This window comes from Ensifer sp. Root423, assembly GCF_001426275.1.
Lineage (GTDB): Bacteria > Pseudomonadota > Alphaproteobacteria > Rhizobiales > Rhizobiaceae > Ensifer > Ensifer adhaerens.
The window spans coordinates 12,940-39,260 of sequence record NZ_LMEG01000024.1; the positions used below are offsets into that span (position 1 = coordinate 12,940).

A 26,321-nucleotide genomic window follows, 5' to 3' on the forward strand; every position below is an offset into this window, starting at 1 on the left:
GACGACCGTCAGATGTGGTAGACGTCGATGACCTGGCGGATGTAGTCGTTCTTCAACACGATCTTCTTCCGTGAGATCAGCAGTTCACTGCCGCTCTTGCGGAGCGTGACGGACATGGTCCCGAAGAAGTGGTCGGTGACCTTGTAGCGATGGTTGAGCGTGTGGAAGTTGTAGCGGAGGTCCACCTCCTCGCCGCGATCGGCCACAAGCTCGACATTGGTGACGTTGTGGCTGGTGCGCGGCTCCGGCGTGGACGCTCCAGAGCGTTCGGTCTTGATGCGAAAGACGCGATCTTCCAGGCCATCGCGGCTCGGGTAATAGATCAGCGAGATCTGCGACTGCGGATCTTCGGTCAACTGATCGTCGTCGTCCCAGGCCGGCATCCAGTAGCTGACATCCGGCGCATAGCAGGTCAGCCATTCGTCCCATTGCCGGTCGTCGAGCAGGCGCGCTTCGCGATAGAGGAAGGCGCAGGCGGTGTCATAGGAGATCGTCATGCGACCGCTCCCTGCTTTTCGGAGGCAAGTGCTGTGCGCATCACCTTCGCCCAATATTCGTGCTGGCGGACAAAGAGGCCTTCATCTTCGCTGCGCTCGCCCGAGAGCAACGGTGCGATGCCCATGCGCTTGGCGTTCTCATCCGGACCGTCGATCCAGAGCGGCGCACCGCGAGAGAGATCGTTCCAGAGCGCGGTGATGCCGGCGTAACCCTGCTGGCAGGCGCGGAACTCCTCGAGATCGTCAGCCGTGCCCATGCCGGAGACGTTGAAGAAATCTTCGTATTGACGGATGCGCAGCGTGCGATCGGCCGCATTTTCACCCTTCGGCGCGAAGCAGAAGATGCTGATCTCGGTCTTGTCGACGCTGATCGGACGGGTGACGCGGATCTGCGTGCTGAACTGGTCCATCAGGAAGACGTTCGGATAGAGGCAGAGATTGCGGGTCTGGTTGACGATGAAATCCGCCTGCACCTCGCCGACGCGCGCCTTGATCTCCTCGCGGTGGCTGTAGATCGGCCGGACCTCCGGGTTCATGGTGTTGGTCCAGAGCAGGATGTGGCCGTTGTCGAAACCGTAGACGCCGGCAATCGAGCGGCTCCAGCTCGAGGCATCGACCGCCTTTGTGCCCTCCTCGTTGCGCCGGCCCATAGTGGCGGCATAGTTCCAGTGAACGGAGCTGACGTGATAGCCGTCGCAGCCGTTCTCCATCTGCAGCTTCCAGTTTCCGTCGTAGATATAGGAGGAATTGCCGCGCAGTACCTCGAGACCGTCAGGCGCCTGGTCGACGATCTGGTCGATGATGACTTTCGTTTCGCCGAGATAGTCCTCGAGCGAGGTGACATCAGGATTGAGGCTGCCGAACAGGAAGCCGCGATAGCTCTCGAAACGGGCAACGCGCTTCAGGTCGTGCGAACCGTCTTTGGCAAACTGCGGCGGATACTGCGTCGTCTTCTCGTCCTTCACCTTCAGGAGCTTGCCGGTGTTGGAGAAGGTCCAGCCGTGGAAGGGACAGGTGAAGCTGCCCTTGTTGCCGTGCTTGCGCCGGCAGAGCATGGCGCCGCGATGGGCACAGGCATTGATGACGGCGTGCAGTTCGCCCGTCTTGTCACGGGTGACGACAACCGGCTGCCGGCCGATATAGGTGGTGTAATAGTCGTTGTTCTCGGGGATCTGGCTCTCGTGGGCGAGATAGACCCAGTTGCTCTCGAAGATGTGCTTCATCTCCAGCTCGAAGAGGTTTTCGTTGGTGAAGATGTCGCGGCGGCAGCGGAACGTGCCGGCCTCATGATCGTCCTCGACCGCGGTGGCGAGCAGGTCGTCGAGGGCTTGGGCTTTGTCGATAACGGCGGACATGGTTCTTCTCCCGCAAACGGCTGATCCGTGCTCGGCTCTAGCGATTGCAACAATGTCTGATGTCAGGGGGCGGCGGCTCAGTCGGCCGCCGCAGAGGTGATCAGGCGGCGGCGCGCTTACGCTGCTCGTTGATCTGGTTGTCGACGCCGTTCACCAGTGAGGTGAGATGGATGTCGAATTCGATCTCGGCGAAGGGGCCGGAGAGGTTGTTCGCCTTGATGCTCGCCTCGTCGGTCCGCTCGGTGACGTCAGGCACCAAGCCATCCCTCGTCGCATAGGCGAAGTCGTCGTTGACCAGCGGGTCGCCGGCGATGTTGATCTGGGTCGTCAGCTTGCGGTGCCCATCGGCGCTGATGAAGAAATGGATGTGGGCCGGGCGCTGGCCGTGACGGCCAAGGGCGGAAAGCAGCTGCTCTGTCGGGCTTCCCGGAGGCACGCCGTAGCCGTGCGGCACGATGCTTTGAAACTTGTAACAGCCCTTGGCGTCGGTGACGATCGTGCGGCGCATGTTGAACGGCGCCTGCAGGCCGGTCGGGTCGAAGTGCGAATAGAAACCGCGGGTGTCACAGTGCCAGACTTCGACCGTCGCGCCCTTCAGCGGCTGGCCGTCGGCATCATAGACGGTGCCGTGCATGATCAGCGTCTGGCCATTGGTGTCGCGGCCATCGTCGAGACGGGCGAAGCCTTCCGAGGCCGGTGCGCCGGCGACATAGAGCGGACCTTCGATGGTGCGCGGCGTCTGATTCTCGATGCCGAGCGCTTCGTCGATCGCGTCGAGACGTTCATCGAGGAAGTGATCGAGGCCGAGGCCGGGCGAGATCAGGCCGGCCTGGCCGGCAGCGCCGATCTCGTTCAGCCAGGCAATACCGGTCCAGTATTCGTCCGGGGTGATGTCGAGATCGTCGATCGCCTTGAACAGGTCAGACATCAGCCGGTGCACGATCTCTTTGACACGCGGGTTGCCGCCGTCCTTGTCGAGGCCGCTGAGAACCTTCAGGAAAGCTTGAGTCTCCGGCTTGTCGAAAATCTTCACGTTCATATCAATTCCTCCACTTGGATTGTCTTGAAGCTCAAGCCGCTTGCCAAACCTCCCGGCCGCGGCACGCACAAATTCTCAGCTATCGTCCTCGCGGATCGAGGATGGGTGCCGAAGCAGCGGCGTGACCTCGATCTGCATGAACTTGAACAGCGGCAGCCCCGAGAGGATCTCGTGCAGCTCGGCATTGTCCTTCACGTCGAAGACGCTGTAGTTCGCGTACTGCCCGGCGATCCGCCAGATATGCCGCCACTTGCCGCTCTGCTGCAGCTGTTGCGAATAGGCCTTTTCCCGGGCGAGGATCTCCGCCGCCTGCTCGGCAGGCAGATCGTGGGGAATGCGAACATCCATTCTGACGTGAAACAGCATGGCTCAGTCCTTACTTCGCAACGCTGATCGTCTTGCGCAGCCCGTCGCGCGCGAAGAATTTCAGCCGATCTTCATCGAGTTCGATCCCGAGCCCTGGAGCATCCGGCACCGTCAGCTCGAAGTCGCTGTAGTCGAGCGGCGTCGCCAGAATTTCCTCGGTCAAAAGCAGCGGACCGAAGAGCTCCGTGCCCCATTGCAGCTTGGCGAAGGTGGAAAACACGTGGGCTGACGCCACTGTGCCGACACCACCTTCCAGCATCGTGCCGCCATAGAGTTCAATGCCCGCGGCATCGGCGATGACCGCCACGCGCTGCGCATTGAACAGACCTCCGCTCTGTTCGATCTTGACCGCGAAGACGTCGGCCCCCTTGGTCTTGGCGATCTCGAAGGCGCTCTCGGGTCCGGTGAGGGACTCGTCGGCCATCAGCGCCAGCGGGAAACGGCGGACGAGGCGACCGAGCGCTGCGGTCGAAGCCACCGGCTGCTCGACCAGCTCACATCCGGCATCGGCGAGCGCTGCCATGCCGTAGGCGGCCTCAAATTCGCTCCAGGCCATGTTGACGTCGACGCGCACCGCGCCGCGCTCGCCGAGCGCCTTCTTGATCGCCGCCACATGGGCGATATCGTCCTTCAGCGGCCTGGCACCGATCTTCAGCTTGAAGATCCGATGACGGCGTAGCTCGAGCATCTTCTCGGCCTCGGCGATATCCTTGGCCGTGTCACCCGACGCCAGCGTCCAGGCGACCGCCAGGCGCTTGCGCAGTGCCCCGCCGAGCAGTTCGCTGATCGGCAGACCCAGGCGCTTTCCATGGGCGTCGAGCAGCGCCGTTTCCACCGCGCTCTTGGCGAAACGGTTTTCCTTGATCGCCTTGCCGATGCGCGCCATCAGCGCCTTCACGTGGGTCGCGTCCTCACCGACCATGACAGGCGCAAAATAGGTATCGATCGCAAGCTTCATGCTTTCCGGGCTCTCGCCGCCATAGGCAAGCCCGCCGATCGTCGTACCCTCGCCAATGCCGACCGTTCCGTCGCTGCAATGGACCTTCACCAGCATCAGCGTCTGGCCGGTCATGGTCGCGACCGACAGCTTGTGCGGCCGGATGGTCGGCAGGTCGACCAGCATGGTCTCGACCCGTTCGATCACGGGGAAGAGGGCTGCTGTCGGGGCGATGGGTGCAAGGGTCGTGTTCATGACCTGAATGTGCGCCCACGCAGCGGGTGACGTCCAACACCAAATAGGTTACCTATGATACCTTGACGGTATAGTATGGCAAAGATTACGCGCATTCATGCGCTTGCCGCACTGCAACATACCGCAACGGTAGGAAAATGGGGGCTGTAACATTGGATCTGCGCCAGCTTCGCTACTTCGTCGCCGTCGCCCGCGAGCGCAACTTCACCCGCGCTGCCGAGCAGCTGCACATCGCCCAGCCGCCCTTGAGCCGGCAGATCCAGCTTCTTGAGGAAGAACTGGGCGTGCCGCTGATCATCCGCAAGAGCCGGCCGGTGCGGCTGACGGAAGCGGGGCGATTGTTTTACGAACAATCGCTGCAAGTGCTCGGCCGGGTGGAACAGATGGTAGAGGCGACCCGCCGCGTCGGTCTCAACCAGAACCGCGTGCTGTCGATCGGCTTCGTCGCGTCCACGCTCTATGGCGGGCTGCCGACGCTGGTGCGCAAGCTCAGGCAGAACGCGCCGGAACTCGATATCCGGCTGTTGGAGATGGTGTCGGTGCAGCAGATCGCGGCGCTGAAGGAAGGCCGGATCGATGTCGGCTTCGGGCGGCTGCATCACAACGATCCCAATGTCGCCGGCATCCTCATGCGGGAAGAGCGCCTCGCCTTGGCGATACCGCAGGGCACGCCGTTTGCCGATGACACATCTCCGCTTCCGTTGAGTGCGGTTGCCGGGCAAAAACTGATCGTCTACCCGAAGGAACCGCGCCCGAGCTATGCCGATCACGTGTTGAGCCTGCTCCACGCGCAGGATGTGCGCCCGGCCGAGGTGCATGAGGTGCGTGAGATCCAGAGTGCGCTTGGCCTCGTCGCCTCGGATGCCGGACTTTGTATCGTCCCGTCCTCTGCGCGTCAGGTCCGCTCCGATCTGCACTATCGCATGATCGAGGGCGAGCGGGCGACCTCACCCGTCATCCTCAACCATCGGGTCGGCGACAATTCCCGTTACATCGAGCTGATCAAGGCGCTGATCGTGGAAATGTATGCGGAAAACCCGCCCTGGCTCGGCCTCGAGCACAATCTGCCGTTCCGGCCGTCCTTCGTTAAATGACGAGTTCAGGCGTCCTCAGATCCCCTGCTTCACCCGTCGGGGAATTGGCACTTTCCGCCCAGATCTCGCAGGCCATCTCGCGAAGCAAAAGCGCCTCGGCCCAGCGATCAGTCGTATCGTTACCGTCCCTGTCGGTGATGGCATAGGGCCTTGGGCCGAGTTCGCACGTCATGACCAGCTCGGCATCGTTGGCAGCGTGGGAGCGCCAGTGCCGGAAGCCGTAGTCCCACCACTCGCGGAAGAGAGCGACCCAGGGCAGATGGTGGGGAAAGGAAAGCTCGATCTGGATCTGCTGGCAGGAGCCGATACGGCCGTGGAAGGCGCCGGCGTTGCGCAGAATGCGTTGGATCTGGGCGTGGCTTTCGTCTTCCACCGGAAAGGCGAATTCCCGGCCAACGAGATAGTGCGAGAGGTCGGCCAAGAGCGGCAGATCGGGCCGCCGGTCGAGCAGGTCGAGCGTGAAGAGGAGGTCGTTGGTGATCCGGTGACGGTGGGTTTCGATATAGACGGGAACATCCATTTCCTCAGCAAGCCTGGCCCAGCCGTCAAGCAGCGGCAGGCAATCCTCGACCCGGCGCGGGCGAACATCGGCCTGCAGATCGATGTGGCTCACCGGAAACTCCGAGGCCAGTTCCAGCGTCAGGCGCAAATCCTCGACGCTTCGAGGAAAACAGACGCCCTCGATCTTCAAGCCCGTTCCGCGGATCACGGCATTGAGGTGCTCGACATCGCGCCGATTGGTATAATGCGCGCTGATGCCGTCGAACCCGGCCTCGACGATCATTGCGATGTTCTCTTCGAGACTGCGCTCAAAGCCGTCCGCATGCCGGCGCTCCATCGCCCAGAGCGATTGAAAGACAAGCAGCTTCTGCATCAGGCGGCCCTGGCACTTTTGAGCAGCGCCTTGAGGTTCACGCTGGCGTCGGCGAGCGCTCCCGGATCGGGACTGACGCCGGCAGCAATCAGCATTTCCGAGAGCTTGATATCCTTGGCGAGACCATTGCCGAAACCGAGGCCAGCGGCGGCGACGAGACGCCCGCCATCGAGGTAGAATTCGAGTTCGCCACCATCGAGCTGGCGTGTCACGCTTTGATGGTCCGGATGGGGCAGGCCCGCCACCTGCAGGCCGAGATCGTATTGATCGGTCCAGAACCAGGGGATGGCAGAAAAAGCCTCCTTGCCGCCGGCCATGTTGAGGGCCGCGACCTCGGCCTGGGTGCGTGCATTGCGCCAGCTTTCGAAGCGCACATACCCGCCACCCGGCTGGGCCACGGCGGCGCAATCGCCTGATGCATAGATGTTCGGATCGCTGGTGCGCAGATAGCCATCCGTCAGGATACCGTTGCCGACGGCAAGCCCCGCCGCCTCCGCGAGTGCTGTATCCGGCTGGACGCCGATGGCGGCGACGGCGATATCGGCCGGCACCGGAGTGCCGTCGGAAAGAACAACCGCATCACCGGTGATTTCGGCGATCCCCTGCCCCAGATGGAAGGTGACGCCTTCATCCTGATGCCGGGCATGAAGCTTCGCGGCAAAACGCGGCGGCACCGCGCGACCGAGCGGCTTCGGCGCCATTTCGATAACGCTAACCATGATGCCCTTGCCGCGCAGCACCGCCGCAAGCTCCATGCCGATCAGTCCACCGCCGATGATCGCAACGTGTCTGCCGGCTTCGGCACGGGCGAAGATCGCCGCCGCATTGGCGTAGGTGCGGAAATCCAGTGCGCGCTCGGCCCCTATGCAAGCGAGGCGCCTCGGACGGGCGCCGGTGGCGAGCAACAGCTTGTCATAGGTGAGCGTCCGGCCATCGCTCAAGGTGACGGAGCGGTCACCGGCATCCAGTCGGGATGCAGAAACACCTTGCCGGTAGTCGATACCGGCGGCCTCCAGCGCCTCAGCGCCGCAGATCGGCTTCATCTGTACGGCGCCATTGAGCGGCTTCGACAACGGTGGCCGCTCATAGGGCAGATGCGGTTCCGTGCCGATGAGCGTGACGCTGCCGGCAAAGCCAGTTTCACGCAGGGCAAAGGCCGCGCGCGTGCCGGATTCCCCGGCGCCGATTATGACGATGCGATCCATGGCTTGCTCCGTAGATCATGCGTTGACGTGCGGGGCGGTCGCAAAACCGCACGCAAGATTTGTCAGCCCGTTCAAAAAGGTGGCCGGCGCAGGCAGGAGAAGTGCGCCGGCCCACAGCGCCGCGCATCCGTTCAGACGCGCAAAGGTCGCTGTAAAACTCTGAATTCCTGCATGTTTCTGTGCTTCAATCGGCGACGATTAAGGAAACATGCAGGAGGAGGATCAGTTGCGCGCCGCGTAATCGGCCATGTTTTTCGGCGTAACGAGCTCGAAGGGAACCCAGACGTTCTTTTTGACGCTTTCACCGCGCACCAGCGAGACGGCCGTGTCGACGGCGCTAGCCGATTGCCCCTTGGCGTTCTGGAATACGGTTGCGTCGAGGTCGCCGGCGGCCATGGCGGCAAGCCCGTCCTGGGTCGCGTCGATGCCAACGACGATCACGTCGTCCATCGATACACCGGCGGCCTTCAGCGCCTGGATGGCGCCGATCGCCATTTCGTCATTGTTGGCAAAGACCACGTCGATCGGCTGTCCGGCGGTGATCCAGTTGGTGGTGAGATCCATCGCATTGGTGCGCGTCCAGGCGGCCGACTGCTCGTCGGCAATCGTCGCACCCTTGCAGTCGCCGGCAGCGAGCGTTTCCTTGAACGCCGAGGTGCGGTCGCGCGAGGCCTGGTGAGCAAGGTCTCCCATCAGGATATAGACCTGCGCATCACTGGCCTTGCCCTTTTCCTTCAGCAGCGAACAGGCAGCTTCCGCACCCAATCTGCCGGAGTCCGTTTCTTTCGAGCCGACATAGGCCTGCTTTTCCGGCAGCTTGCCGAGGTTATCCGGCTCTAGATTGAGATAGACGAGCGGAATACCGGCCTTCTCAGCGGCTTCGCTGATGCCGGGGGCGGCCGAGGTATCCGTCAGCGTCATGATGATCGCGTCGACGCCGCCCGCGATGAAATTGTTCACCTGGTTGAGCTGCTTGGAGATGTCGGTCTGTGCGTCTTCGATCTGAACGGTGGCGCCGTTGACTTCGGCAGCGCGGGCATTGATGCCCTCACGCAGCAGCGTCTGGAAGTTGTTGTCGAAGCTCTGCATCGAGACGCCGATCGTCTCCGCCGAGGCAGCACTTCCCATCAAGGCGGCAAGCGCAGCCGCCAGGTACATGGATTTCATGATTTCCTCCCGAGGGTGCCGGATCACCCGATCGCATTCCGGAGGCCCGATGGGCCTGATCAATGCTTGCGTGGTGGCCTTAGCCGAGCGCCACACGAACCTCGCCGTCGACGATTTCGGCGGGATAGGTCTTGAGATTCTCGCAGGCCGGAAGCCTGATGGCTTCACCGGTGCGATAATCGAAGGCGCCGGAATGCTTGGGACATTCCACCTCGTAGTCCATGACGAGGCCATCAGCGAGGTGAACGGCCTCGTGGGTGCAGAGCCCGGCGGTGCAATAGACGCTATCGTCGGGACCGCGGTAGACGGCGTAGGTTCGGCCGCCATGGTCGAAGCGGATCGCCCCTTCCTGTTCGATATCGTCCAGCTTGCAGGCTGGTACCCAGGTGATCACGTTGCTCATTCTGCTGCCTCCCCGATGGTGTTGCGTGCCTTGCGGGCTGCGAGTTTTTCCTTGCATTTGCGGTAGCGCTCCTGCATCCGCGCCTCGCCCTCCTTGGAGCCGTCGTGCCAGGTGCCGAACCAGCGATCGAGCGGGATCAGGGCGTCGCCGTAATTCACCTCGAAATACTTGTGGTGCAGGTAATGCGCATAGGCGTGGCTATCGACGAGCGTCTCTTCACCGACCTCGACCTTGTCGAAGCCGACATGGCCGGGAATGGCACCGAAGCCCGCGTAGTGCAGCTGGTAAAGCATCAGGATCGGGTTGGACGGCAGGATCAGGTGATAGAAGGCGGTGGCGAAGTAGAGCAGGTGCTCGACCGGATGCATCGACAGCGACGACCAGGGCGACGGGTTCACCGAATTGTGGTGGACCGAATGCACCCACTTGTAGAGCAGCGGCGTGTGGATGAGCCGGTGGATGCAGAAGAAATGGAACTCGTGGATAACAGGCACCACCAATGCGACGAGCGCGAGCGTCCAGGGATTGTCCGCGAAGCTCAGCCACGGCGCATAGCCATTGGCGTAGGCCCAGAGCATGGCGACTTCGACGGCGGTCCAGATCGTCACGCCTGAGAGGAACGTGCGCAGGATGTTGTCGAGATTCTGGCTTTCGAACCAGAAGGCTTTGCTCTTCTGCTCGGCCGGAAACTTGCCGTTGTACTTGAACCGGTTTTCCTGCCGTTTCAGCACATAGAGATGCAGCTCGAAAGCGCCGTAGAAGAAGAAGACGCAAACCGCGTTGACCGCATAGAGCCAGGCGATCCAGCCGACGCTCAAGCTCTGCATCGCCTCGACCGGCGGGATCACCCAGGCCCAATAGACGACGGCCGACGCCGCGAAGATCGCATTCCAAGGAAAGAAGTAATGCGGCAGCCACTTGACGAGCGCCAGCAGTTTTGGCGGGAAGGCAAACAGCGGCGCCGTTTCGATCGGCTCGTTCGGCGCCCAGTCGCCGCGCTTGTTGCGCGTTCCATATTTCAGATCGTCCATGGCGCTCTCCTCCCGGCGGACCGCATGCGCTCCGCCCTAAATCCTTCGAAGGAGGTTGCTTTCCGGGTCTGTCGGAGCGCCTCCTTCTTGATAAAAATCTAGCAGGAGGCGGTCGGAACGGCGAAAGCTTGTTTGATCAAATCAGATCAAAGGCTTTCGGCTGTGATGGTAATGAAGCGAATGGGGGCGGTGTCCGGCTCCATCTCGGAAAGCCCGATCCGCCGCAGCATCAGGTCAAGCGAGCGACGGGCCTGTGCCTCCGGCGCCTGGTCGAGCACGACGTCCATGATGCCGTCGCTAAGCGCCTTGCGGGTGTAGTCGGTCAGCTCATGGCCGACGAAGAAGATTTCGGTGCCACGCTTATGTCGGCGAAGCACGTCGATCAGGGCCGCATTCGCGCCGCCGGCATTATAGAGCCCGGCCATATCCGGATACATGTCGAGCGCCCATCGCAACGCTTCGGCGCCATAGTGCTCCTCGTCGCGGGTAAAACCCAGCCACTCGAATCGGCGGTCGCCCGGATGCCCCTCAAAATAGTCCGAGAAGCCACTGAGGCGGTCGCGATGGACCTGATAGATCGGGTGGCAGAGCGCGACGACGGGCCCCGCCTTGCGCGCCATGCGCGCGATGAAGAGTGCCGCCGTTCGTCCGGCCGCGTGATTGTCGATGCCGACGAATTCGCCCAAGTCGTGCGAGGCCCTTGTCACGACATGGACCACCGGCACGCCGCGCACGATCACGGCTTCGACAGCGGCGCTGATCAGCGGATGATTGGGCACGGCCAGGATCAATCCGGCGCGGCTAACCTCGGCTGAAAGGATGCGCCTGGCGATCTCCTCCGGCTTCATTTCCTCGGTAAAGCTGCGATGCACGACGACGAGCGGATCCAGCGTCTCGGCGATCCGCTGAAAGGCCTGCGACAGGCGGCGATAGAAGGTCGTCTCCGGCCGCACCATCAGCACATCGATGCGCAAAAGCCCGCGATGGGTCTCGGGAAGGGTTCGCGGATAATTCAGCGCGCGCGCCGCAACGACGACTTTTTCGACGAGGTCCGGGCGAACACCACCGCGGCCGTTCAAGACCCGCTCGACCGTCGCGGTACCGACGCCTGCCAGTTCAGCAATGTCGCGATAGTTCGGCTTGCTCACCTGGACTACTCCCCACCACACGTGTTCATAGCGCCTTAGCATGTGATCGCCCCTGTTCGACAGAGCAGGCGTCCGAAGTCAGGGCCTCCCCTCGCCGCCGCTGCCGCGGCGCCTATATCAACCGGGTATCGAGAATGGGATCGAGGCATCATGACCTATGAATTGTACTACTGGGACGGCATCCAGGGGCGCGGTGAATTTGTCCGACTGGCACTCGAGGACGCCGGCGCCGCTTATGTCGATGTGACGCGCGCGCCGGGCCGCGGCACCGGGGAGATGCTGAAGCTGATGGAGAGCGCCACCGAGGCGCACGTGCCATTTGCGCCGCCCTTTCTGAAAGATGGCAACCAGATCATCTCGCATGTCGCCAACATCCTCTTCTACCTCGGCCCCAAGCTCAGCCTTGCGCCTGACGGTGAGGCGCTGCAGTGGTTCGCCAATGGCCTGCAGCTCACCGTCACCGACTTAATCGCCGAAGTGCATGACACGCACCATCCGATCGCGACTTCGAAATATTATGAGGAGCAGAAGGCGGAGGCGAAGGACCGCGCATTCGAATTCGTCACCAACCGCATCCCGAAGTTTCTCGGTTATTTCGAGCGGATTCTCGCGCAAAACCCTGATGGCAGCGGCCATGCAGTCGGGAACGCCGTCACCTATGTCGACCTTTCGCTGTTCCAGGTGATCGAGGGGCTACGCTATGCCTTTGCCAAAGCGATGCGGCACTATGAGGAGGACTACCCCAATCTCATGAAACTGCACGCCTCGGTGAAAGCCCGGCCGAACATCGCCGCCTATCTCGCCTCATCGCGACGGCTGGCCTTCAATGAAGACGGCATCTTCCGCAATTACCCGGAACTGGATATCGCGCCCTGACGGAAACTCCCCTCAGGCGGCCGCCGCCTGGTGCTCCCGCAGGAACGCGGAGACGCGCCTCAAGCCTCCGCGTAGAATGCCTTCGTTGTTGGCGTAGCCGATCCTGAGATAGCCTCCCATGTCCATGGCGCTGCCCGGCGTGAACATCACGCCGGTTCGCTGTAGCAGTTGCAGGCAGAATGCCTCTGAAGTCATCGGCAGGTCGTATTTCAGAAGCGCCGTCGTGCTCGACTGCGGCTTGATCCAGGCGATCAACGGCTCAGCATCTACCCAGTCCGAGAGAATGGCGAGGTTGGTGCACCGTCTACAGTTCGGCGCAGGCCTAGCCTACATCAATGACGGCGAAGACGTCGTGACCTTCGTCCGCAACCTCATCTCGTAGACAAGACTGAAACAGCCACCCGCTACTCGACGTAGTTCCAGGGGACGAAGCGGTAGAGCGTCTCGTCGCGCGCCACATGGCCGACGCCGGGGAACGGCAGATGCGCACCGGCGATGAGATATCGCCCATCGGCCGCATCCGCCAGCGCCACGGCACGCGTCGCTGCCGCCGCGGTGCCATCGACGTCGAAGCTGACGAAGACGTCAGGCGTGTCGAACTGGATGTAGTCGCCGTGAATGACGTCCCCCCAGAATACGAGGCGCTGGCCGTCATCCGCTTTCAGCACGATCGCGGAATGCCCGGGCGTGTGCCCGGCGCGCAGCGTCGATCCGAGGTTCGGCAAGACGTCCGCGTCGTCTGCGAAACGCTTCACTTTTCCGGCGGCGATATAGGGGGCCAGGGCATCGTGCGCTCGCTGAAAGTCGGTCTTCTGCGCCTCGGTCAGCGCCGTCACGCCCTCCCGCTCGATCCAGTAGCGGTATTCGCGCTCGGCGAGATGGATCTCGGCATTCGGAAATTGTGCTTTGCCGTCGATGGTGAGGCCGCCGGAGTGGTCCGCGTGCACATGCGTCAGGACCACGGCGTCGACCTGGTCGGCGCGATAGCCGGAGGCCGTGAGATGCCTCAAGAGCTTGCCGGCGGCAGTGCCGAGCAGGCTCCCCGACCCGGCATCGATCAGCACCAGCCGTTCGCCGTCGTTGACGAGATAGGCGTTGATCGACAGATGCGGCTCCTTGCCGAGGAAGTTTTCGTCCAGCCTGCGCTGCAGCTCGCTTTCCGGTTCGTTCTGATAGATCTTCGTCATCGGCAACGCCAAGGTGCCGTCCGACAAGGCGGTGACTTCGAACTTTCCGAAGCGGAAGCGGTAGTAACCGGCATTGGCGACGGTCGAGAACGGGGCGGCGGAAAAGGCGAACCGCGGCGCGAGCGGCAACAGGGCCGTGGCGGCAAGAAGGCCCAAAGCTTGTCTGCGGGTGGTCATGATCGGCTCCTTCGATTGGATGCCGAGACGCTATCAATTCAACCGTCGGACGATTATCCTGCGATCGTGGAAGTAATTGTTCCGGAAACGCATGAAATCCCCCCAATCTGCCGATCTCAACAGCCTCAGGATTTTCCTCGAGGTCGCCCGCTCCGAGAGCTTTTCTGCCGCAGCGCTTCGCCTGCACCTGCCACCGAGCACGGTCAGCCGGCGCCTGGGCGAGCTTGAGGCAGCACTTGGCGTCGCCCTACTGCTGCGCTCCACCCGCCGGGTCTCCTTGACCGAGGCCGGAAAGCACCTGTTGGAATCGGTCGGGGGCGCCGTCGAACTCATCGACCGCGGCATCGCCGGCTTCCAACCCGCCGACGGTACGGCGCGCGGGCGCCTAAGGGTCGCGACGTCAGTCGCCTTTGCCCGTACCTTCCTGCCACCGATCCTGAAGCGCTATGCGGAACTCTGCCCAGAAGTCCAGGTCGACGTGCAGACCACCCACCAAAATGTCGATCTGATCGGCGAAGGCGTCGACGTGGCCTTAAGGATGGGCGAACCCGTCGACAGCGAGATGATCTACCGCAAGATCGGAACGATCGAGCAGCGCCTCTATGCCGCGCCCGCCTATTGCGCAGGATTGGCGCTGTCTTCGCCCGAGGACCTCATGCACGTCGCCCTGGTGGCACACCGGACACGCATGCGACGGGAGCTTGCCCATTGGGTGCTGTCAGACGGCAACAGGCACTTTACGCTCGAGCGCCCGCCATCGATCGTCGTCGACGATCCGGCGATCGGTGAGCGCCTGATCTCCGAAGGTCTCGGCATCGGCATGCTCAGCGACGCGCTCGCCGCTGACGGCGTCGCAGCAGGAAGACTTGTGCCGGTTCTTCCCGAATGGTTCGGGCCGCCTACGCACCTCTACTACCTCTACCACCAGCAACTGGGCGACCTGCCGAAAGTGGCGGAGTTCCTGAAAGCGGTGCGCGAGACGTTTCAGGTTCGGAGCAAGTAACGTCGCACCGCCGCCGCTTCCAGCAACCGTCATGCGGCGACGCGCGGACGGCCGGGCTTTCGCGCCTAGGGCCGAAGCTCTTCGATCGAATCCACCCGGTCCGGATAGAATGCCAACCGATCCCGGATGTCGGCGACCGCCTCATGCGGGTTCTCATAGCTCCAGACTGCGTTTCGCGATCGCTCGCCGCCGGATGGGATGCTGTAGTAGGACGCATCCCCCTTATAGGGGCAGTGGGACGCGTGATCCGTGCGCTCAAGCAAAGACATGTCGACATCCTCACGCGGGATGTACTGCACCGGCGGATAGGACGCCTCGCGCAAGGCGAGCGCATTGCGGGTGTCGGCAACGACGCGCCCGCCAAGCGTGACGACGACCCGCGCCGGGTTTTGCTCGATGGTGATCGGATGATCGGGGCCGGGAATCTTGATCGGTTTGTCTGACATGGGCGACCGCCTCCAGAACGTTACGGATACTAGGTGGTTACCTCGCCGGCCAATTCCAACCGGTCACGCCAAAAACCCTCAGCTGTTTGCCGCCGGAGAACGGACGGCTGTTGAGGGTTCTACCGCGGCCGCCGTCGGATGGCTCTCGTCGAGCAGCTTGCGCACCTCCATCACGCCCTTGGCCGTATCCGACCAGCTGTGTCTCCAGACGAGAAGCGCGACCGAGCCGACGATGGCGATAATAAAGGCGATCGGCCCCAGGAACCAGAGCGCGGCGGCAACGGTGAAGTAATAGGAGCGGACACCCTGGCTGAAGGATCGAAGGGCCGGATTGATCATCAGCGACAGGGCGTGGGCCCATGCGGCGATGTCGCGGGCTTCTTCGCGCGAAGGGCTCGCTCCGATCGCTGCGAGGCAATAGTTGATCTGCCGCACCGCCCAGATGAATTCGGACAGCCCGCGCAGCAAGGTCGCCATGACGAGCAGCACCTTGCATTGAAACAGCCACAACGGCTCGATCGGCGCGAACATTGCGATGATGCCCGACTGAAGGCCAATCGTCGGCTGGATGAAAAGCGCACTGCTCATGGCGACGATGACGATGAGATTGGCCGAGCCGAAGAACGAGGCCGAATTGATCGTGTGACCGAGAATGGCGGCGTCACCGATGAAGTTGGTATCCCGCGTCAGCACCTCGCGCATCCAAGCCTGCCGGACACGCACCATGTCCAGCATCAGGCTGTCTGTCCGGCGCGGCCAACCAAGCGCCATCATCGGCTCCAGTCCCACCCAGGTCACGAGGAACAGGATAATCGCGATCCAATCAAGCATCTGCACGGCCAGCCTCCCACCATAGCAGTTCCTAATAGAAGCCGCGGCGAGCGGCGCGTCAACGCGGCGGCGCAAGTCGGGACTGCCGAAGCCGACGGCGTCGCCAGTACTTGCTGACAATCCCTGGGACTTATGTGTCATCACCGGATTGACTCGGCCTGTATCCTGGATACAATTTGCCTCGATCTTGGGAGGGATCGATGAACCAATCCTTTGAATGGCGAAGCCAGTCACGCTTGCTCGACGAAGTGGCCCAGGCCCTTCGCGAACGTATTTATGCCGGCGTCTATGCGCCGGGCGCGACGCTGCGCCAGGAAAAGATCGCCGCCGAGTTCGGCATCAGCCGCACGCCGCTGCGCGAGGCGCTGCGCGTGCTCGAGCGCGACGGGCTGGTTGTCAACAAGCCGGGCAGCGGTGTCCGGGTCGCAACCGCCGACCTGCCGAAACTGCTGGACGCCTACGCGGTGCGTGAGGCCATGGATGGCGTGGCGGCCCGCAACGCCGCCGAGCGGGCGACAAATGCCGAGATCAAGGATCTGGCAAAGCAGGTGGAGCGCCAGCGCAAGACCGTCGAAAACTGGGATCCAGGCGCCTACACACAGTCCAACGTCGTCTTTCACGAGGCGATCGTTGCGGCCTCGCGCAATGCGTCGCTGGCGCCGCTCGGGCCGCTTCTGCGCATGACCTCGCAGGTTTTTGCCCCAGCCTTTTCGCTTTCGAGCGAGCGGGCGAGCACTGCGGTCGCCGAACACGGGCTGATCGTCGAGGCGATCGCCGCACGGAACCTTGATGAATCCGAGAAACTGGCCCGCGCCCACATCAACGCGACGGCCATGAGATTGAAGGCGCTGCTTGAAGAGCGCGGGACTGACAAAGAGGCATGACTGTGAAGACCTACGGCAATTTCATCGCGAACAAGTGGCAGGACGCAACGGGCGGCGAGTTCATCGCCGTCAGGGATCCTTCCAACGGCCTGGAATTTGCGCGCATCGCCCGGGGCACTCGGGATGATATCGATCTCGCCGTGCGTTCGGCACGCGCGGCACTCTCAGGTGAGTGGGGACGCCTGACGCCGACCGAGCGCGGCCGGGTGCTGACCCGGATTTCGGCCGGTGTGCTGCGCAACATCGACCTTCTGACGGAGCTCGAAGCACGCGATGTCGGCAAGCCGCTGACCCAGGCGCGGGCCGATGTCGTGGCGCTCGCCCGCTATCTCGAATTCTATGGCGGTGCTGCCGATAAGGTACATGGCGACACCATTCCCTATCAGAACGGCTTCACCGTGCTGACCGTCTATGAGCCACACGGCGTCACGGGCCATATCATCCCCTGGAACTACCCGATGCAGATCCTCGGCCGCAGTCTCGGCGCGGCCCTTGCCATGGGCAATGCCGCCGTGGTCAAGCCCGCAGAAGAAGCCTGCTTGACGATCCTCGAGTTTGCCCGCATCGCCGAAGAAGGGGGCCTGCCGTCGGGTGCGCTCAACATCGTCACCGGCTTCGGCTCGGAGGCGGGCGTCGCCCTCTCAGAACACCCCGATGTCAACCACATCTCCTTTACCGGCTCGGTCCGCACCGGCGAAATGGTGCAGGCAGCCGCGGCGAAGAACGCCGTGCCGGTGACGCTGGAACTCGGCGGCAAGTCGGCGCAGATCGTCTTTGCCGATGCGGATCTCGACCGCGCGGTCCCCTTCCTCGTCAATGCCGGCATCCAGAATGCCGGTCAGACCTGCTCGGCCTCGTCTCGCATTCTGGTCGAGCGTGCCGTCTATGAAGAAGTGGTCGCGCGGATGAGCGAACGGTACCGCGCCCTGAAGGTCGGTCCTGCTGGCAGCGATCTCTCGGTCGGCCCGGTCGTCTCGCACCGGCAGAAGGCGATCGTCGAGGGCTTCCTTGCCGACGCCGCCAAGGATGGCCTGAAGGTCGCGGCGCAGGGCGAGATCGTCGCCGACGCGCCGGCCGAGGGCGCCTATGTCGCGCCGACGTTGCTGCGCGACGTGCCGCACCAACACCGCACGGTGCAGGAAGAGATCTTCGGCCCGGTTCAGGTGATCATGCCCTTCGACGGCGAGGAGGAAGCCGTTCGACTTGCCAACGGCACCGCCTATGGCCTCGTCTGCGGCGTCTGGACCAATGACGGCGGCCGGCAGTTGCGCATGGCGCGCGCCGTGCACGCCGGCCAGGTCTTCATCAACAATTACGGCGCCGGCGGCGGCGTCGAGCTGCCCTTCGGCGGCGTCAAGAAATCGGGCCATGGCCGCGAGAAGGGTTTTGAGGCCCTCTACGGCTTTGCCAGCATGAAAACCATCTCTGTCTACCACGGCTAGAGCGCGCAAAACCGCAGGCGGCGTTCCACCCGCATCGCGCTCCAACCCATGATCTAAGTCTCCTTGGGAGGAACAACAAAGTGTCACTGGAAGGTAAAGTCGCTCTCATCACCGGCGCAGGCTCCGGTTTCGGCGAAGGCATTGCCAAGCGCTTCGTCGAAGGCGGCGCCAAGGTCATCGTCGTCGATCGCGATGCCGCAGGCGCAGAGCGCGTCGCCAAGCAACTCGGCAGCAATGCCATCGCCGTGGTTGCCGATATCGCCAAGGAAGCCGACGTTAATGCGGCCGTTGCGGCGGGTCTCAAGCAGTTCGGGCGCGTCGATATCCTGATCAACAATGCCGGCATCGGCCACAAGCCGCAGAACGCCGAACTGGTCGAGCCCGACGAATTCGACCGTATCCTCGGCGTCAATGTGCGCGGCGTCTACCTGATGACGCGGGCGCTGCTGGCGCACATGAAGGAAAACAAGGCGGGCGTTATCGTCAACATCGCTTCGACCGGCGCCAACCGGCCGCGTCCGAACCTTGCCTGGTACAATGCGACCAAGGGCTGGGTCGTTTCTGCCACCAAGGCGCTCGCGATCGAGCTCGCGCCCTTCAACATCCGCGTCGTCGCGCTCAACCCGGTTGCCGGCGAAACGCCGCTGCTGACCACCTTCATGGGCGAGGACTCCGACGAAATCCGCAAGAAGTTCCGCGATTCCATTCCGCTCGGACGCCTGCTGAAGCCGGAAGACCTTGCGGAGGCCGCCTTCTTCGTCGCCTCGCCGCAGGCGTCGATGATCACCGGCGTGGCGCTCGACGTCGACGGCGGACGCTCGATCTGATTATTTCGACCTGATTTCCGGGACCATAAACAACGAAACCGCAAAGCGGGGGAACCATGATGAATTTGACGAAACTGGCGCTTGCCTCGTGCTTCATTGCCGCGTCGCTGACGCCGGCGATGGCCAAGGATACGATCACCGTCGGCCAGGTGCTCGAGCCGCCGGGCCTCGACCCGACCGCGGGCGCCGCCGCACCCATCCGCTACATCACCTACGGCAACCTTTTCGAAGGTCTCGTCCGGGTGGTGGAAGACGGCACGGTGAAGCCGCTGCTCGCCGAGAGCTGGACGATCTCCGACGACCAGAAGACCTACAGCTTCAAGCTCCGCCAGGGCGTCAAGTTCCATGACGGCGCGGCTTTCGACTGTTCGGTGGTGAAATTCTCCTATGAGCGCGCCGTCTCGGCCGATTCCACCAATGCGCAGAAGGGCCTGTTCGAGCCGATCGAAAAGACCGAATGCCCGGATCCGGCAACCGCGGTCGTGACGTTGAAGCGCCCGGCCTCCAACTTCCTCTTCAACATGGCCTGGGGCGACGCGGTCATGATCGCGCCGTCGTCGGCCGCCGACAACAAGACCAAGCCGGTCGGTACCGGCCCATTCAAGTTCAAGGAATGGGCGAAGGGCGACAAGGTGGTGCTGGAAAAGAACGCCGACTATTGGGGCGAACCGGCCAAGCTCAGCGAAGTGACCTTCAAGTTCATCAGTGACCCCTCGGCTGCAGCGGCCGCCGTTCTTGCCGGCAACGTCGATGCCTTCCCGATGTTCCAGGCCGCAGAACTGGTCAGCCAGTTCCAGAGCGACCCGAACCTGCAGGTTGAGGTCGGCAGCACCACGGGCAAGGTGGTGCTTGCGCTCAACAATGCGAAGAAGCCCTTCGACGACGTGCGCGTGCGGCAGGCGCTTGCCCATGCGATCGACCGCAAGGCGCTGGTCGAAGGCACTTACTCGGGCTTCGGCACGACCATCGGCTCGCATTATTCGCCGGTCGAACCCGGTTATGTCGATCTGAACGAGACCTACCCCTATGACCCCGGCAAGGCGCAGCAACTGCTGCAGGAAGCGGGCGTTCAGAACCTCGAAATCACCATCATGCTGCCGCCGCCGGCCTATGCCCGCCGCGGCGGCGAGATCATCGCGGCCATGCTCAGCGAAGTCGGCATCAAGGTGAACCTCGTTCCGATCGAGTTCGCACAATGGCTGGATCAGGTCTTCAAGAACTCGAACTTCGACGCAACGATCATCGCCCATGCGGAAGCCCGCGACCTCGATATCTATGCGCGCGACAAGTACTACTTCAACTACCAGAACCCGGAATACAAGGCGCTCTACAAGTCCTACACGCTGGCTGCGACCGAGGCCGAGCAGATGGACCTGATCGGCCAGCTCCAGCGCAAGCTCGCAGCGGACGAACCGAACGTCTTCCTCTACGCGCTGCCGAAGATCGGCGTCTGGAACAAGAAGGTGAAGGGTCTCTGGAAGAACATGCCGGTGCCGGCCGACGACCAGACCCAGACCTATTGGGAAAACTGATCGACTTTCATTGAGCGGGATGCGGACGGAAATCCGCACCCCGCTCCAGCATCTGCCCCTCGTTGGGGCGGACGCAGATCTGCCGTTGATTGACGCACCCGGCGCCGGTCAACGCTCGCTCTTTCCGGGAGGTTGATGTGATTTCCTTCATTGGCGGTCGCCTCGTGTCGCTCTTGCTGACGACGCTGGTCGCCTCAGTCATCGTCTTTCTGCTGATGCAGGTGCTGCCCGGCGACCCGGCCGTGCTGATGCTCGGCATGAATGCCGACGCAGATGCGATCGCGGCGCTGCACCGGCAGCTCGGCCTCGATCAGCCGATCTGGATCCGCTACCTCCACTGGATCGGCGGCTTCGTCGTCGGCGATTTCGGCATGAGCCTCACCTATTCGGTTCCGATCCGGGAGCTGCTTGGCCCGCGCATCCTGGTGACGCTGCCGCTGGCGCTGCTCTCCATGGCAATCTCGGTCGCCGTCGCCATCGCCATCGGCGTCTATGCCGCCGCCAACCGCGGCAAGGCCGGCGACACCGTCGTCATGGGCATCGCCCAGGTGGGCGTCGCCATCCCAAACTTCTGGCTGGCGCTTCTCTTCATCCTGCTCTTCGCGCTGAAGCTCGCCTGGTTCCCGGCCTCCGGCTTTGCCGGCTGGGAAGGCGGCATCTGGAACGGCCTGCATTCGCTCATCCTGCCGGCGCTCGCACTCGGGCTGCCACTTGCGGCCATTCTCGGACGCGTCACGCGCTCGGCCGTCATCGAGACGCTCGGCGAGGATTTCATCCGCACCGCGCGCGCCAAGGGGCTTAGCCGTTCGGGCGCTCTCTGGAAGCATGCGGTGCCCAATGCGCTCATTCCGGTCGTCACCATTATCGGCCTGCAATTTTCCTTCCTGCTTGCCGGCACGATCATCATCGAAAATGTCTTCAACCTGCCGGGTATCGGCCGCCTCGTCTTCCAGGCGATCGCGCAGCGCGATCTCGTGACGGTGCAGACGCTGGTGACCCTGCTTGCCGCCTCCGTCATCACCATCAATTTCCTCGTCGATCTGGTCTACGGCTATCTGGATCCGCGCCTGTCGAGGGGAGGCCACTGATGTCCGCTCCTGCAGCCGCCGCGCAACCCAGCCTCATCTCCAAGCTTATCGGCAGCCGAAATCTGACGATCGGCGCCACCGTCACCGTCATCCTCGTGGCGATGGCGCTCGTCTCCTATGTCTGGACGCCCTATTCGCCGACGGCGATGAATTTCCGCGACAAGCTGCAGGGACCGAGCCTTGCCCATTGGTTCGGCACCGACAACTTCGGCCGCGACATCCTGTCGATGATCATGGTCGGCGCCCGCAACTCGATCAGCGTCTCGATCGTCGCGGTTCTCGTCGGTGCCGGCATCGGCGTGCCGCTTGGCGCTTGGGCGGCTGCTCGCGGCGGCTTTGTCGATGGTCTCGTCATGCGCATGAGCGACCTCGCCTTCGCCTTCCCGGCGCTTCTGACCGCCGTCATCATCACCGCGATCTTCGGTCCGGGCGCTACCAACGCGATGATCGCGATCGGCATCTTCAACATACCCGTCTTTGCCCGCGTCACCCGCGGTGCCTCGATGGGCCTCTGGAAACGCGAATATGTGCAGGCCGCGCGCTGCGCTGGCCGCGGCGACGTCGCGATCACGTTTCTGCACATCCTGCCCAACATCAACCACGTGCTGCTCGTTCAGGTGACGATCCAGTTCGCTTTGGCGATCGTCGCCGAAGCCGGCCTTTCCTATGTCGGCCTCGGCACGCAGCCGCCGATGCCGAGCTGGGGCAAGATGCTGAACGACGCCCAGACCTTCATCTATCAGGCGCCCTGGCTCGCGATCTTCCCGGGACTGGCGATCACCTTCGCCGTGCTCGGCCTCAACCTGCTCGGCGATGGCCTGCGCGACATTCTCGACCCGCGCGTGAGGCGGCAACGATGACCAAACCCTTGCTTCACATGGCCGGCATGTCGGTCGAACTCACCGCGGGCAAAAGCACGGTCGATATCGTCTGCGACATCGATCTCGAACTCAACCGCGGCGAACGGCTTGGGATCGTCGGTGAGTCCGGCAGCGGCAAGTCGATGACAGCCCTTGCCGTCATGGGCCTGCTTCCGCAGCGCATGCGGGTGCGCGGCGAACTTTCCTTCGACGGCCGCAATCTCGCGGGCTTGGGCGAAGCCGCCTATTGCGGCTATCGCGGCCGGCGCACGGCGATGATCTTCCAGGAGCCGATGACGGCGCTCAATCCCGTCAAATCGATCGGCGCGCAGATCGCCGAGGGACGGCGGCTGCATCTCGGCGAAACGAAAGCCGATGCGGAGAAGAAAGCGCGTGCGCTGCTCGACCGCGTCGGCCTGCCGGCACCGCGCTTCGACCTCGATCTCTACCCGCACCAGCTCTCCGGCGGCCAGCGGCAGCGCGTGATGATCGCGATGGCGATCGCCTGCGAACCGGATCTACTGATTGCGGACGAGCCCACGACGGCGCTCGACGTTACGGTGCAGGCGCAGATCCTCGATCTGCTCGACGAGCTGATCGAAGACACCGGCACAGCGCTGATGCTGATAACCCACGATCTCGGCGTCGTCTCCGAGATGACCGACCGCATCGCGGTCATGTATGCCGGCCGCATCATCGAAACCGGGCGCACGGACGATGTCTTTGCGCGCATGGCGCATCCCTATGCCCGCGGCCTTTTCGCCGCGTCGCCGCATGGCGCAGCCCTTGGCTCCCGCCATCAAGGCGATGGGCGCCCGCGGCTGAATGCCATCCCCGGTATCGTTCCGGATCCTTTTGGCCGTCCATCCCACTGCTCCTTTGCGGACCGCTGTTCCTTCGCTGAGGCCGACTGCCGTCAGGCGATCCCGGCACTCGACCTGATCAATTCCGATGGAAATGTGCAGCATCGCGCCGCCTGCTTTCATCCGCGCGAAAGGATGGTGGCACCGTGAGCGAGGTGATCCTCAAAACCACCGATCTGGTGCGCGAATACGACCTGCCACGCCCGTCGATCTTCTCGAAGCAGAGCCGCCTGCGCGTGCTCCATGGTGTCAGCGTCGCACTCGCCGCTGGCCAGAGCCTCGGCATCGTCGGCGAAAGCGGCTCCGGCAAGTCGACCCTGGCCCGCGCCGTGATGGGGCTGGAGCGACCGCAATCGGGCCAGGTGTCGATCGCCGGCAAGGATATCTACGCGCTCGATCGCGCCGGACTGCGAGAGGCGCGCAAGGGGTTTCAGGCGATCTTCCAGGATCCCTACGGCTCGCTCGATCCGCGCCACACGGTTCGGACGATCATCTCCGAGCCGATCGTTTCGCTGGAGCGTGGAACGGGCACCACGGAGCGCAACCGGCGCATCGCCGAGGTGCTGGAGGCCGTCGGCCTACCCTTGGCGTCGGCCGACAAGTATCCGCACGAATTCTCCGGCGGCCAGCGCCAGCGCATCGCCATCGCCCGCGCGCTGATCACCCGGCCGGCCCTGATCGTCGCTGACGAGCCAGTGTCTGCACTCGACGTCTCGATCCAGGCGCAGGTTTTGAACCTGATGATGGACCTGCAGGAAAGGCTCGGCCTTTCCTATCTGTTCATCAGCCACGATCTCGGCGTCGTGCGCGCCATCACCGACCGGGTTGCCGTCATGCATCTCGGCCGCATCGTCGAGGAAGGACCGACGGCCGAGGTCTTCGACAACCCGCGCCATCCCTATACTCAGGCGCTGGTCGCTGCCATGCCGAAACCGTTTTCCGGACGGCGCAAGCGGGTGCGCTCCGCTGGGCCGCCGCAAACGCCCGTCCATACCGCAACGACCGCAGCCGGCTGCGCCTATGCTGCCGTCTGTCCCCGCAGGCAGGAGATCTGTCTGACCCGAACGCCTGAGGCCAAGCCGGTGACGCCGGCCTGGTCCGCCCGCTGCCATTTTGCCTAGGAAGTGCCCCATGTCCGAACTCGCCGATCTCTCCGCCGTCGATCTCGTCGACGCCTACCGCTCGAAGAAGCTTTCCCCCGTCGAGGTCACGGAAGCGGTGATTGCCCGCATCGACGCTTCCGAGCCAAAGCTGAACGCGCTTTGGGCCTATGACCCGGCCGAGGCGCGCAAGGCGGCCAAGGCATCGGAAGAGCGCTGGGCAAAGGGTGAAACTCTGGGCGCAATCGACGGCGTGCCGGTGACGATCAAGGAAAACATCGCAACCAAGGGCACCGCAGTGCCGCTCGGCTGTGCTGCCGTGTCGCTGACGCCTGCAGCCGCCGACGCGCCGCCGGCAGCCCGCACCCGCGAGGCGGGCGGCATCCTTCTCGCCAAGACCACCATGCCGGACTACGGCATGCTGTCTTCCGGCCTTTCCAGCTTCCACAAGCTGGCCCGCAACCCCTGGGACCTCTCAGCCAATCCGGGCGGATCGAGCGCCGGCGCGGGTGCGGCAGCCGCGGCCGGTTATGGCCCTCTGCACATCGGCACGGATATCGGCGGCTCGGTCCGGCTGCCGGCCGGCTGGTGCGGCGTCGTCGGTCTGAAGCCCTCTGCGGGGCGCGTGCCGATCAACCCGCCCTTTATCGGCCGCGTTGCCGGCCCGATGACCCGGACGGTCGCCGACACGGCACTCTACATGTCGGTGCTGTCGCAGCCAGACGCCCGGGACACGATGTCCCTGCCCTATGCCGATCTCCCCTGGCTCGATCTTGATCGTGATCTGAAGGGTCTGAAGATCGGCCTCTGGCTCGACGCCGGCTTCGGCCAGTCGGTCACGCAAGAAACGGAACAGGCGGTCAAGAAGGCGGCACAGCTCTTTGCCGATGCCGGCGCGATCATCGAGCCGATCGGCCCCTTCCTGACGCGCGAAATGATCGACGGTCTCGACCGCTTCTGGCGGGCGCGCGGCTGGGAAGACGTGTCGCGCCTTTCGCCGGAAAAGCAGGCGCAGATCCTGCCCTATATCTTCGACTGGATCAAAACGGCCGAGAATTTCTCCGGCCGCGAGGTCTATACCGGCTTCGCCCAGATCGACGCCATGCGCAACGCGCTGCATGCGGCACTTTCCGGCTATGATTTCATCCTGTCGCCGACAGCACCGACGGCCTCCTATCCGGCTGAATGGGCCTCGCCGGTCAACGACCCGCAGAAGCCGTTCGAACACATCGCCTTCACAGTCGCCGTCAACATGGGCGGCCAGCCGGCAATCTCGCTCAACTGCGGCTACACCTCAGGCGGACTGCCGATCGGCCTGCAGATCATCGGCCAACAGTTCGACGACATCGGCGTGCTGCGCCTCGCGCGTGCCTTCGAGACCATGCGCCCTCAGCAGCGCCCATGGCCAAAGGTCGCATGATGAGCGACACCATGCGTTACACCATCGAAAGCGGCGATCTCGAAAACATCGTTTCCCGCCTGCTCGACATCGTTCGCCGGCTCGGCGTCAGCGTCTCGAAACTCGCGATCGAGGTAGACGGCGGCAACGCCAATCTTGAAATCGCCCTCGCTCCGGCCTCGCAGGCTGTCGCCAACACGCTGCGCGAGCGCATCGGACAGATCGAAGGCGCGAAGGCAGCGGTCTAGCCCGCATCATTATCAACGCGGCCGTGCCGCTTTACACCGACTGAAAACCACAGGAGTGCCGACAATGGCCCGCAAACTTTTCATCCTCCCCGGCGACGGCATCGGCCCGGAAGCCATGGCGGAAGTCCGCAAAATCATCGCCTACATGAATGCCGAGCTTGGTGCCGGCTTCGTGACGGACGAGGGC

The 26,321-nt window shown here is 63.3% G+C and carries 28 protein-coding genes and 1 pseudogene; 14 read left to right on the top strand and 15 right to left on the bottom strand.

Annotated elements, in window-relative coordinates; genetic code table 11:
- Positions 1-8: 8 nt before the first annotated feature.
- The 5 genes from benB to ASD01_RS22345 all read right to left on the bottom strand — a co-directional run bounded on the left by benB (position 9) and on the right by ASD01_RS22345 (position 4,449).
- A complete protein-coding gene (gene benB, locus ASD01_RS22325; RefSeq protein ID WP_060644433.1) occupies positions 9-497 on the bottom strand; it encodes a benzoate 1,2-dioxygenase small subunit in 489 nt (162 codons plus the stop codon).
- A complete protein-coding gene (locus ASD01_RS22330; RefSeq protein WP_060644434.1) occupies positions 494-1,852 on the bottom strand; it encodes a Rieske 2Fe-2S domain-containing protein in 1,359 nt (452 codons plus the stop codon). Before ASD01_RS22330 ends, benB begins: the two co-directional genes overlap by 4 nt.
- A gap of 100 nt (positions 1,853-1,952) precedes the next feature.
- Complete coding sequence (gene catA, locus ASD01_RS22335) at positions 1,953-2,891, bottom strand: catechol 1,2-dioxygenase (RefSeq protein ID WP_034801723.1); 939 nt, start codon at positions 2,889-2,891, stop codon at positions 1,953-1,955.
- Positions 2,892-2,966: 75 nt separating this feature from the next.
- On the bottom strand, positions 2,967-3,257 hold the full coding sequence (gene catC / locus ASD01_RS22340) for a muconolactone Delta-isomerase (RefSeq protein ID WP_034801725.1): 291 nt from the start codon (positions 3,255-3,257) through the stop codon (positions 2,967-2,969).
- Between the two features lie 10 nt (positions 3,258-3,267).
- Positions 3,268-4,449, bottom strand: coding sequence for a muconate/chloromuconate family cycloisomerase (locus tag ASD01_RS22345; protein ID WP_060584588.1), 1,182 nt, complete (start codon positions 4,447-4,449; stop codon positions 3,268-3,270).
- A gap of 152 nt (positions 4,450-4,601) precedes the next feature.
- On the opposite strand from ASD01_RS22345, the gene ASD01_RS22350 reads away from it, so the two are divergent.
- Positions 4,602-5,543: a LysR family transcriptional regulator gene (locus tag ASD01_RS22350; RefSeq protein ID WP_034801727.1), complete on the top strand. Its 942-nt coding sequence runs from the start codon at positions 4,602-4,604 to the stop codon at positions 5,541-5,543.
- On the opposite strand, the gene ASD01_RS22355 is transcribed toward ASD01_RS22350, so the two are convergent.
- From ASD01_RS22355 to ASD01_RS22380, 6 genes are all read right to left on the bottom strand, one after another.
- Positions 5,536-6,417 carry a sugar phosphate isomerase/epimerase gene (locus ASD01_RS22355; RefSeq protein WP_156623690.1) on the bottom strand — a complete coding sequence of 294 codons (882 nt, stop codon included), beginning with the start codon at positions 6,415-6,417 and terminating at the stop codon, positions 5,536-5,538. The genes ASD01_RS22350 and ASD01_RS22355 overlap by 8 nt on opposite strands.
- The gene (locus ASD01_RS22360; RefSeq protein ID WP_034801729.1) at positions 6,417-7,622 is read right to left on the bottom strand and encodes an NAD(P)/FAD-dependent oxidoreductase; all 1,206 of its coding nucleotides are present in this window, start codon (positions 7,620-7,622) and stop codon (positions 6,417-6,419) included. Before ASD01_RS22360 ends, ASD01_RS22355 begins: the two co-directional genes overlap by 1 nt.
- Positions 7,623-7,844: 222 nt before the next feature.
- The gene (locus ASD01_RS22365; protein ID WP_060529331.1) at positions 7,845-8,789 is read right to left on the bottom strand and encodes a substrate-binding domain-containing protein; all 945 of its coding nucleotides are present in this window, start codon (positions 8,787-8,789) and stop codon (positions 7,845-7,847) included.
- A 79-nt stretch (positions 8,790-8,868) separates the two neighbouring features.
- Positions 8,869-9,180 carry a MocE family 2Fe-2S type ferredoxin gene (locus tag ASD01_RS22370; protein ID WP_034801776.1) on the bottom strand — a complete coding sequence of 104 codons (312 nt, stop codon included), beginning with the start codon at positions 9,178-9,180 and terminating at the stop codon, positions 8,869-8,871.
- An 8-nt stretch (positions 9,181-9,188) separates the two neighbouring features.
- The gene (locus ASD01_RS22375; RefSeq protein WP_060644435.1) at positions 9,189-10,223 is read right to left on the bottom strand and encodes a sterol desaturase family protein; all 1,035 of its coding nucleotides are present in this window, start codon (positions 10,221-10,223) and stop codon (positions 9,189-9,191) included.
- 146 nt (positions 10,224-10,369) lie between these two features.
- The gene (locus ASD01_RS22380) at positions 10,370-11,371 is read right to left on the bottom strand and encodes a LacI family DNA-binding transcriptional regulator (protein ID WP_060521854.1); all 1,002 of its coding nucleotides are present in this window, start codon (positions 11,369-11,371) and stop codon (positions 10,370-10,372) included.
- A gap of 150 nt (positions 11,372-11,521) precedes the next feature.
- Between ASD01_RS22380 and ASD01_RS22385 the strand changes: the two genes are divergently transcribed.
- Positions 11,522-12,247, top strand: a complete 726-nt coding sequence (locus tag ASD01_RS22385) for a glutathione S-transferase (RefSeq protein WP_060521853.1) — start codon at positions 11,522-11,524, stop codon at positions 12,245-12,247.
- A gap of 12 nt (positions 12,248-12,259) precedes the next feature.
- Here ASD01_RS22385 and ASD01_RS22390 read toward each other — a convergent pair whose 3' ends face one another.
- Entirely contained in the window at positions 12,260-12,502 is a 243-nt protein-coding gene (locus tag ASD01_RS22390) for a PLP-dependent aminotransferase family protein (RefSeq protein ID WP_060644436.1), read from the bottom strand.
- A 149-nt stretch (positions 12,503-12,651) separates the two neighbouring features.
- Positions 12,652-13,611, bottom strand: a complete 960-nt coding sequence (locus tag ASD01_RS22395) for an MBL fold metallo-hydrolase (RefSeq protein ID WP_063979532.1) — start codon at positions 13,609-13,611, stop codon at positions 12,652-12,654.
- 91 nt (positions 13,612-13,702) lie between these two features.
- Between ASD01_RS22395 and ASD01_RS22400 the strand changes: the two genes are divergently transcribed.
- Positions 13,703-14,614, top strand: coding sequence for a LysR family transcriptional regulator (locus tag ASD01_RS22400; RefSeq protein ID WP_060644437.1), 912 nt, complete (start codon positions 13,703-13,705; stop codon positions 14,612-14,614).
- A 65-nt stretch (positions 14,615-14,679) separates the two neighbouring features.
- Here the strand turns inward: ASD01_RS22400 and ASD01_RS22405 are convergent, their stop codons facing one another.
- Both ASD01_RS22405 and ASD01_RS22410 read right to left on the bottom strand, forming a co-directional pair.
- Positions 14,680-15,060 carry a DUF427 domain-containing protein gene (locus ASD01_RS22405; protein ID WP_034801745.1) on the bottom strand — a complete coding sequence of 127 codons (381 nt, stop codon included), beginning with the start codon at positions 15,058-15,060 and terminating at the stop codon, positions 14,680-14,682.
- A gap of 78 nt (positions 15,061-15,138) precedes the next feature.
- Positions 15,139-15,891, bottom strand: a complete 753-nt coding sequence (locus ASD01_RS22410; RefSeq protein WP_082584675.1) for a DUF599 domain-containing protein — start codon at positions 15,889-15,891, stop codon at positions 15,139-15,141.
- A gap of 200 nt (positions 15,892-16,091) precedes the next feature.
- Between ASD01_RS22410 and ASD01_RS22415 the strand changes: the two genes are divergently transcribed.
- The 11 genes and pseudogenes from ASD01_RS22415 to ASD01_RS35740 form a co-directional block, all read left to right on the top strand.
- Positions 16,092-16,775 carry a GntR family transcriptional regulator gene (locus ASD01_RS22415; protein WP_034801749.1) on the top strand — a complete coding sequence of 228 codons (684 nt, stop codon included), beginning with the start codon at positions 16,092-16,094 and terminating at the stop codon, positions 16,773-16,775.
- Entirely contained in the window at positions 16,772-18,217 is a 1,446-nt protein-coding gene (locus tag ASD01_RS22420; protein ID WP_060644438.1) for an aldehyde dehydrogenase family protein, read from the top strand. The genes ASD01_RS22415 and ASD01_RS22420 overlap by 4 nt, the downstream gene beginning before the upstream one ends.
- 80 nt (positions 18,218-18,297) lie before the next feature.
- Positions 18,298-19,044: a glucose 1-dehydrogenase gene (locus tag ASD01_RS22425; protein ID WP_034801753.1), complete on the top strand. Its 747-nt coding sequence runs from the start codon at positions 18,298-18,300 to the stop codon at positions 19,042-19,044.
- A gap of 56 nt (positions 19,045-19,100) precedes the next feature.
- Positions 19,101-20,576, top strand: a complete 1,476-nt coding sequence (locus ASD01_RS22430) for an ABC transporter substrate-binding protein (protein WP_060644439.1) — start codon at positions 19,101-19,103, stop codon at positions 20,574-20,576.
- A 137-nt stretch (positions 20,577-20,713) separates the two neighbouring features.
- On the top strand, positions 20,714-21,664 hold the full coding sequence (locus ASD01_RS22435; RefSeq protein WP_034801757.1) for an ABC transporter permease: 951 nt from the start codon (positions 20,714-20,716) through the stop codon (positions 21,662-21,664).
- The gene (locus ASD01_RS22440; protein WP_034801759.1) at positions 21,664-22,524 is read left to right on the top strand and encodes an ABC transporter permease; all 861 of its coding nucleotides are present in this window, start codon (positions 21,664-21,666) and stop codon (positions 22,522-22,524) included. The genes ASD01_RS22435 and ASD01_RS22440 overlap by 1 nt, the downstream gene beginning before the upstream one ends.
- Entirely contained in the window at positions 22,521-23,537 is a 1,017-nt protein-coding gene (locus ASD01_RS22445; RefSeq protein ID WP_060644440.1) for an ABC transporter ATP-binding protein, read from the top strand. The genes ASD01_RS22440 and ASD01_RS22445 overlap by 4 nt, the downstream gene beginning before the upstream one ends.
- Complete coding sequence (locus tag ASD01_RS22450) at positions 23,534-24,508, top strand: ABC transporter ATP-binding protein (RefSeq protein ID WP_082584676.1); 975 nt, start codon at positions 23,534-23,536, stop codon at positions 24,506-24,508. The genes ASD01_RS22445 and ASD01_RS22450 overlap by 4 nt, the downstream gene beginning before the upstream one ends.
- 10 nt (positions 24,509-24,518) lie before the next feature.
- Complete coding sequence (locus ASD01_RS22455; protein WP_060644441.1) at positions 24,519-25,907, top strand: amidase; 1,389 nt, start codon at positions 24,519-24,521, stop codon at positions 25,905-25,907.
- Positions 25,889-26,134, top strand: a complete 246-nt coding sequence (locus ASD01_RS22460; RefSeq protein WP_034801765.1) for a hypothetical protein — start codon at positions 25,889-25,891, stop codon at positions 26,132-26,134. The genes ASD01_RS22455 and ASD01_RS22460 overlap by 19 nt, the downstream gene beginning before the upstream one ends.
- A gap of 64 nt (positions 26,135-26,198) precedes the next feature.
- Positions 26,199-26,321 (top strand): annotated as a pseudogene (locus tag ASD01_RS35740) (3-isopropylmalate dehydrogenase); the annotation flags it as partial.

Bases quoted from the DNA above. Each gene is read 5' to 3' on its own strand.
- benB (WP_060644433.1), bottom strand. From the start codon at position 497: ATGACGATCTCCTATGACACCGCCTGCGCCTTCCTCTATCGCGAAGCG.
- ASD01_RS22430 (WP_060644439.1), top strand. From the start codon at position 19,101: ATGATGAATTTGACGAAACTGGCGCTTGCCTCGTGCTTCATTGCCGCG.
- ASD01_RS22415 (WP_034801749.1), top strand. From the start codon at position 16,092: ATGAACCAATCCTTTGAATGGCGAAGCCAGTCACGCTTGCTCGACGAA.
- ASD01_RS22410 (WP_082584675.1), bottom strand. From the start codon at position 15,891: ATGCTTGATTGGATCGCGATTATCCTGTTCCTCGTGACCTGGGTGGGA.
- catC (WP_034801725.1), bottom strand. From the start codon at position 3,257: ATGCTGTTTCACGTCAGAATGGATGTTCGCATTCCCCACGATCTGCCT.
- ASD01_RS22445 (WP_060644440.1), top strand. From the start codon at position 22,521: ATGACCAAACCCTTGCTTCACATGGCCGGCATGTCGGTCGAACTCACC.
- ASD01_RS22460 (WP_034801765.1), top strand. From the start codon at position 25,889: ATGGCCAAAGGTCGCATGATGAGCGACACCATGCGTTACACCATCGAA.
- ASD01_RS22395 (WP_063979532.1), bottom strand. From the start codon at position 13,611: ATGACCACCCGCAGACAAGCTTTGGGCCTTCTTGCCGCCACGGCCCTG.
- ASD01_RS22330 (WP_060644434.1), bottom strand. From the start codon at position 1,852: ATGTCCGCCGTTATCGACAAAGCCCAAGCCCTCGACGACCTGCTCGCC.
- ASD01_RS22385 (WP_060521853.1), top strand. From the start codon at position 11,522: ATGACCTATGAATTGTACTACTGGGACGGCATCCAGGGGCGCGGTGAA.
- ASD01_RS22355 (WP_156623690.1), bottom strand. From the start codon at position 6,417: ATGCAGAAGCTGCTTGTCTTTCAATCGCTCTGGGCGATGGAGCGCCGG.
- ASD01_RS22360 (WP_034801729.1), bottom strand. From the start codon at position 7,622: ATGGATCGCATCGTCATAATCGGCGCCGGGGAATCCGGCACGCGCGCG.
- ASD01_RS22400 (WP_060644437.1), top strand. From the start codon at position 13,703: ATGAAATCCCCCCAATCTGCCGATCTCAACAGCCTCAGGATTTTCCTC.
- ASD01_RS22405 (WP_034801745.1), bottom strand. From the start codon at position 15,060: ATGTCAGACAAACCGATCAAGATTCCCGGCCCCGATCATCCGATCACC.
- ASD01_RS22455 (WP_060644441.1), top strand. From the start codon at position 24,519: ATGTCCGAACTCGCCGATCTCTCCGCCGTCGATCTCGTCGACGCCTAC.
- ASD01_RS22440 (WP_034801759.1), top strand. From the start codon at position 21,664: ATGTCCGCTCCTGCAGCCGCCGCGCAACCCAGCCTCATCTCCAAGCTT.
- ASD01_RS22375 (WP_060644435.1), bottom strand. From the start codon at position 10,223: ATGGACGATCTGAAATATGGAACGCGCAACAAGCGCGGCGACTGGGCG.
- catA (WP_034801723.1), bottom strand. From the start codon at position 2,891: ATGAACGTGAAGATTTTCGACAAGCCGGAGACTCAAGCTTTCCTGAAG.
- ASD01_RS22345 (WP_060584588.1), bottom strand. From the start codon at position 4,449: ATGAACACGACCCTTGCACCCATCGCCCCGACAGCAGCCCTCTTCCCC.
- ASD01_RS22420 (WP_060644438.1), top strand. From the start codon at position 16,772: ATGACTGTGAAGACCTACGGCAATTTCATCGCGAACAAGTGGCAGGAC.
- ASD01_RS22365 (WP_060529331.1), bottom strand. From the start codon at position 8,789: ATGAAATCCATGTACCTGGCGGCTGCGCTTGCCGCCTTGATGGGAAGT.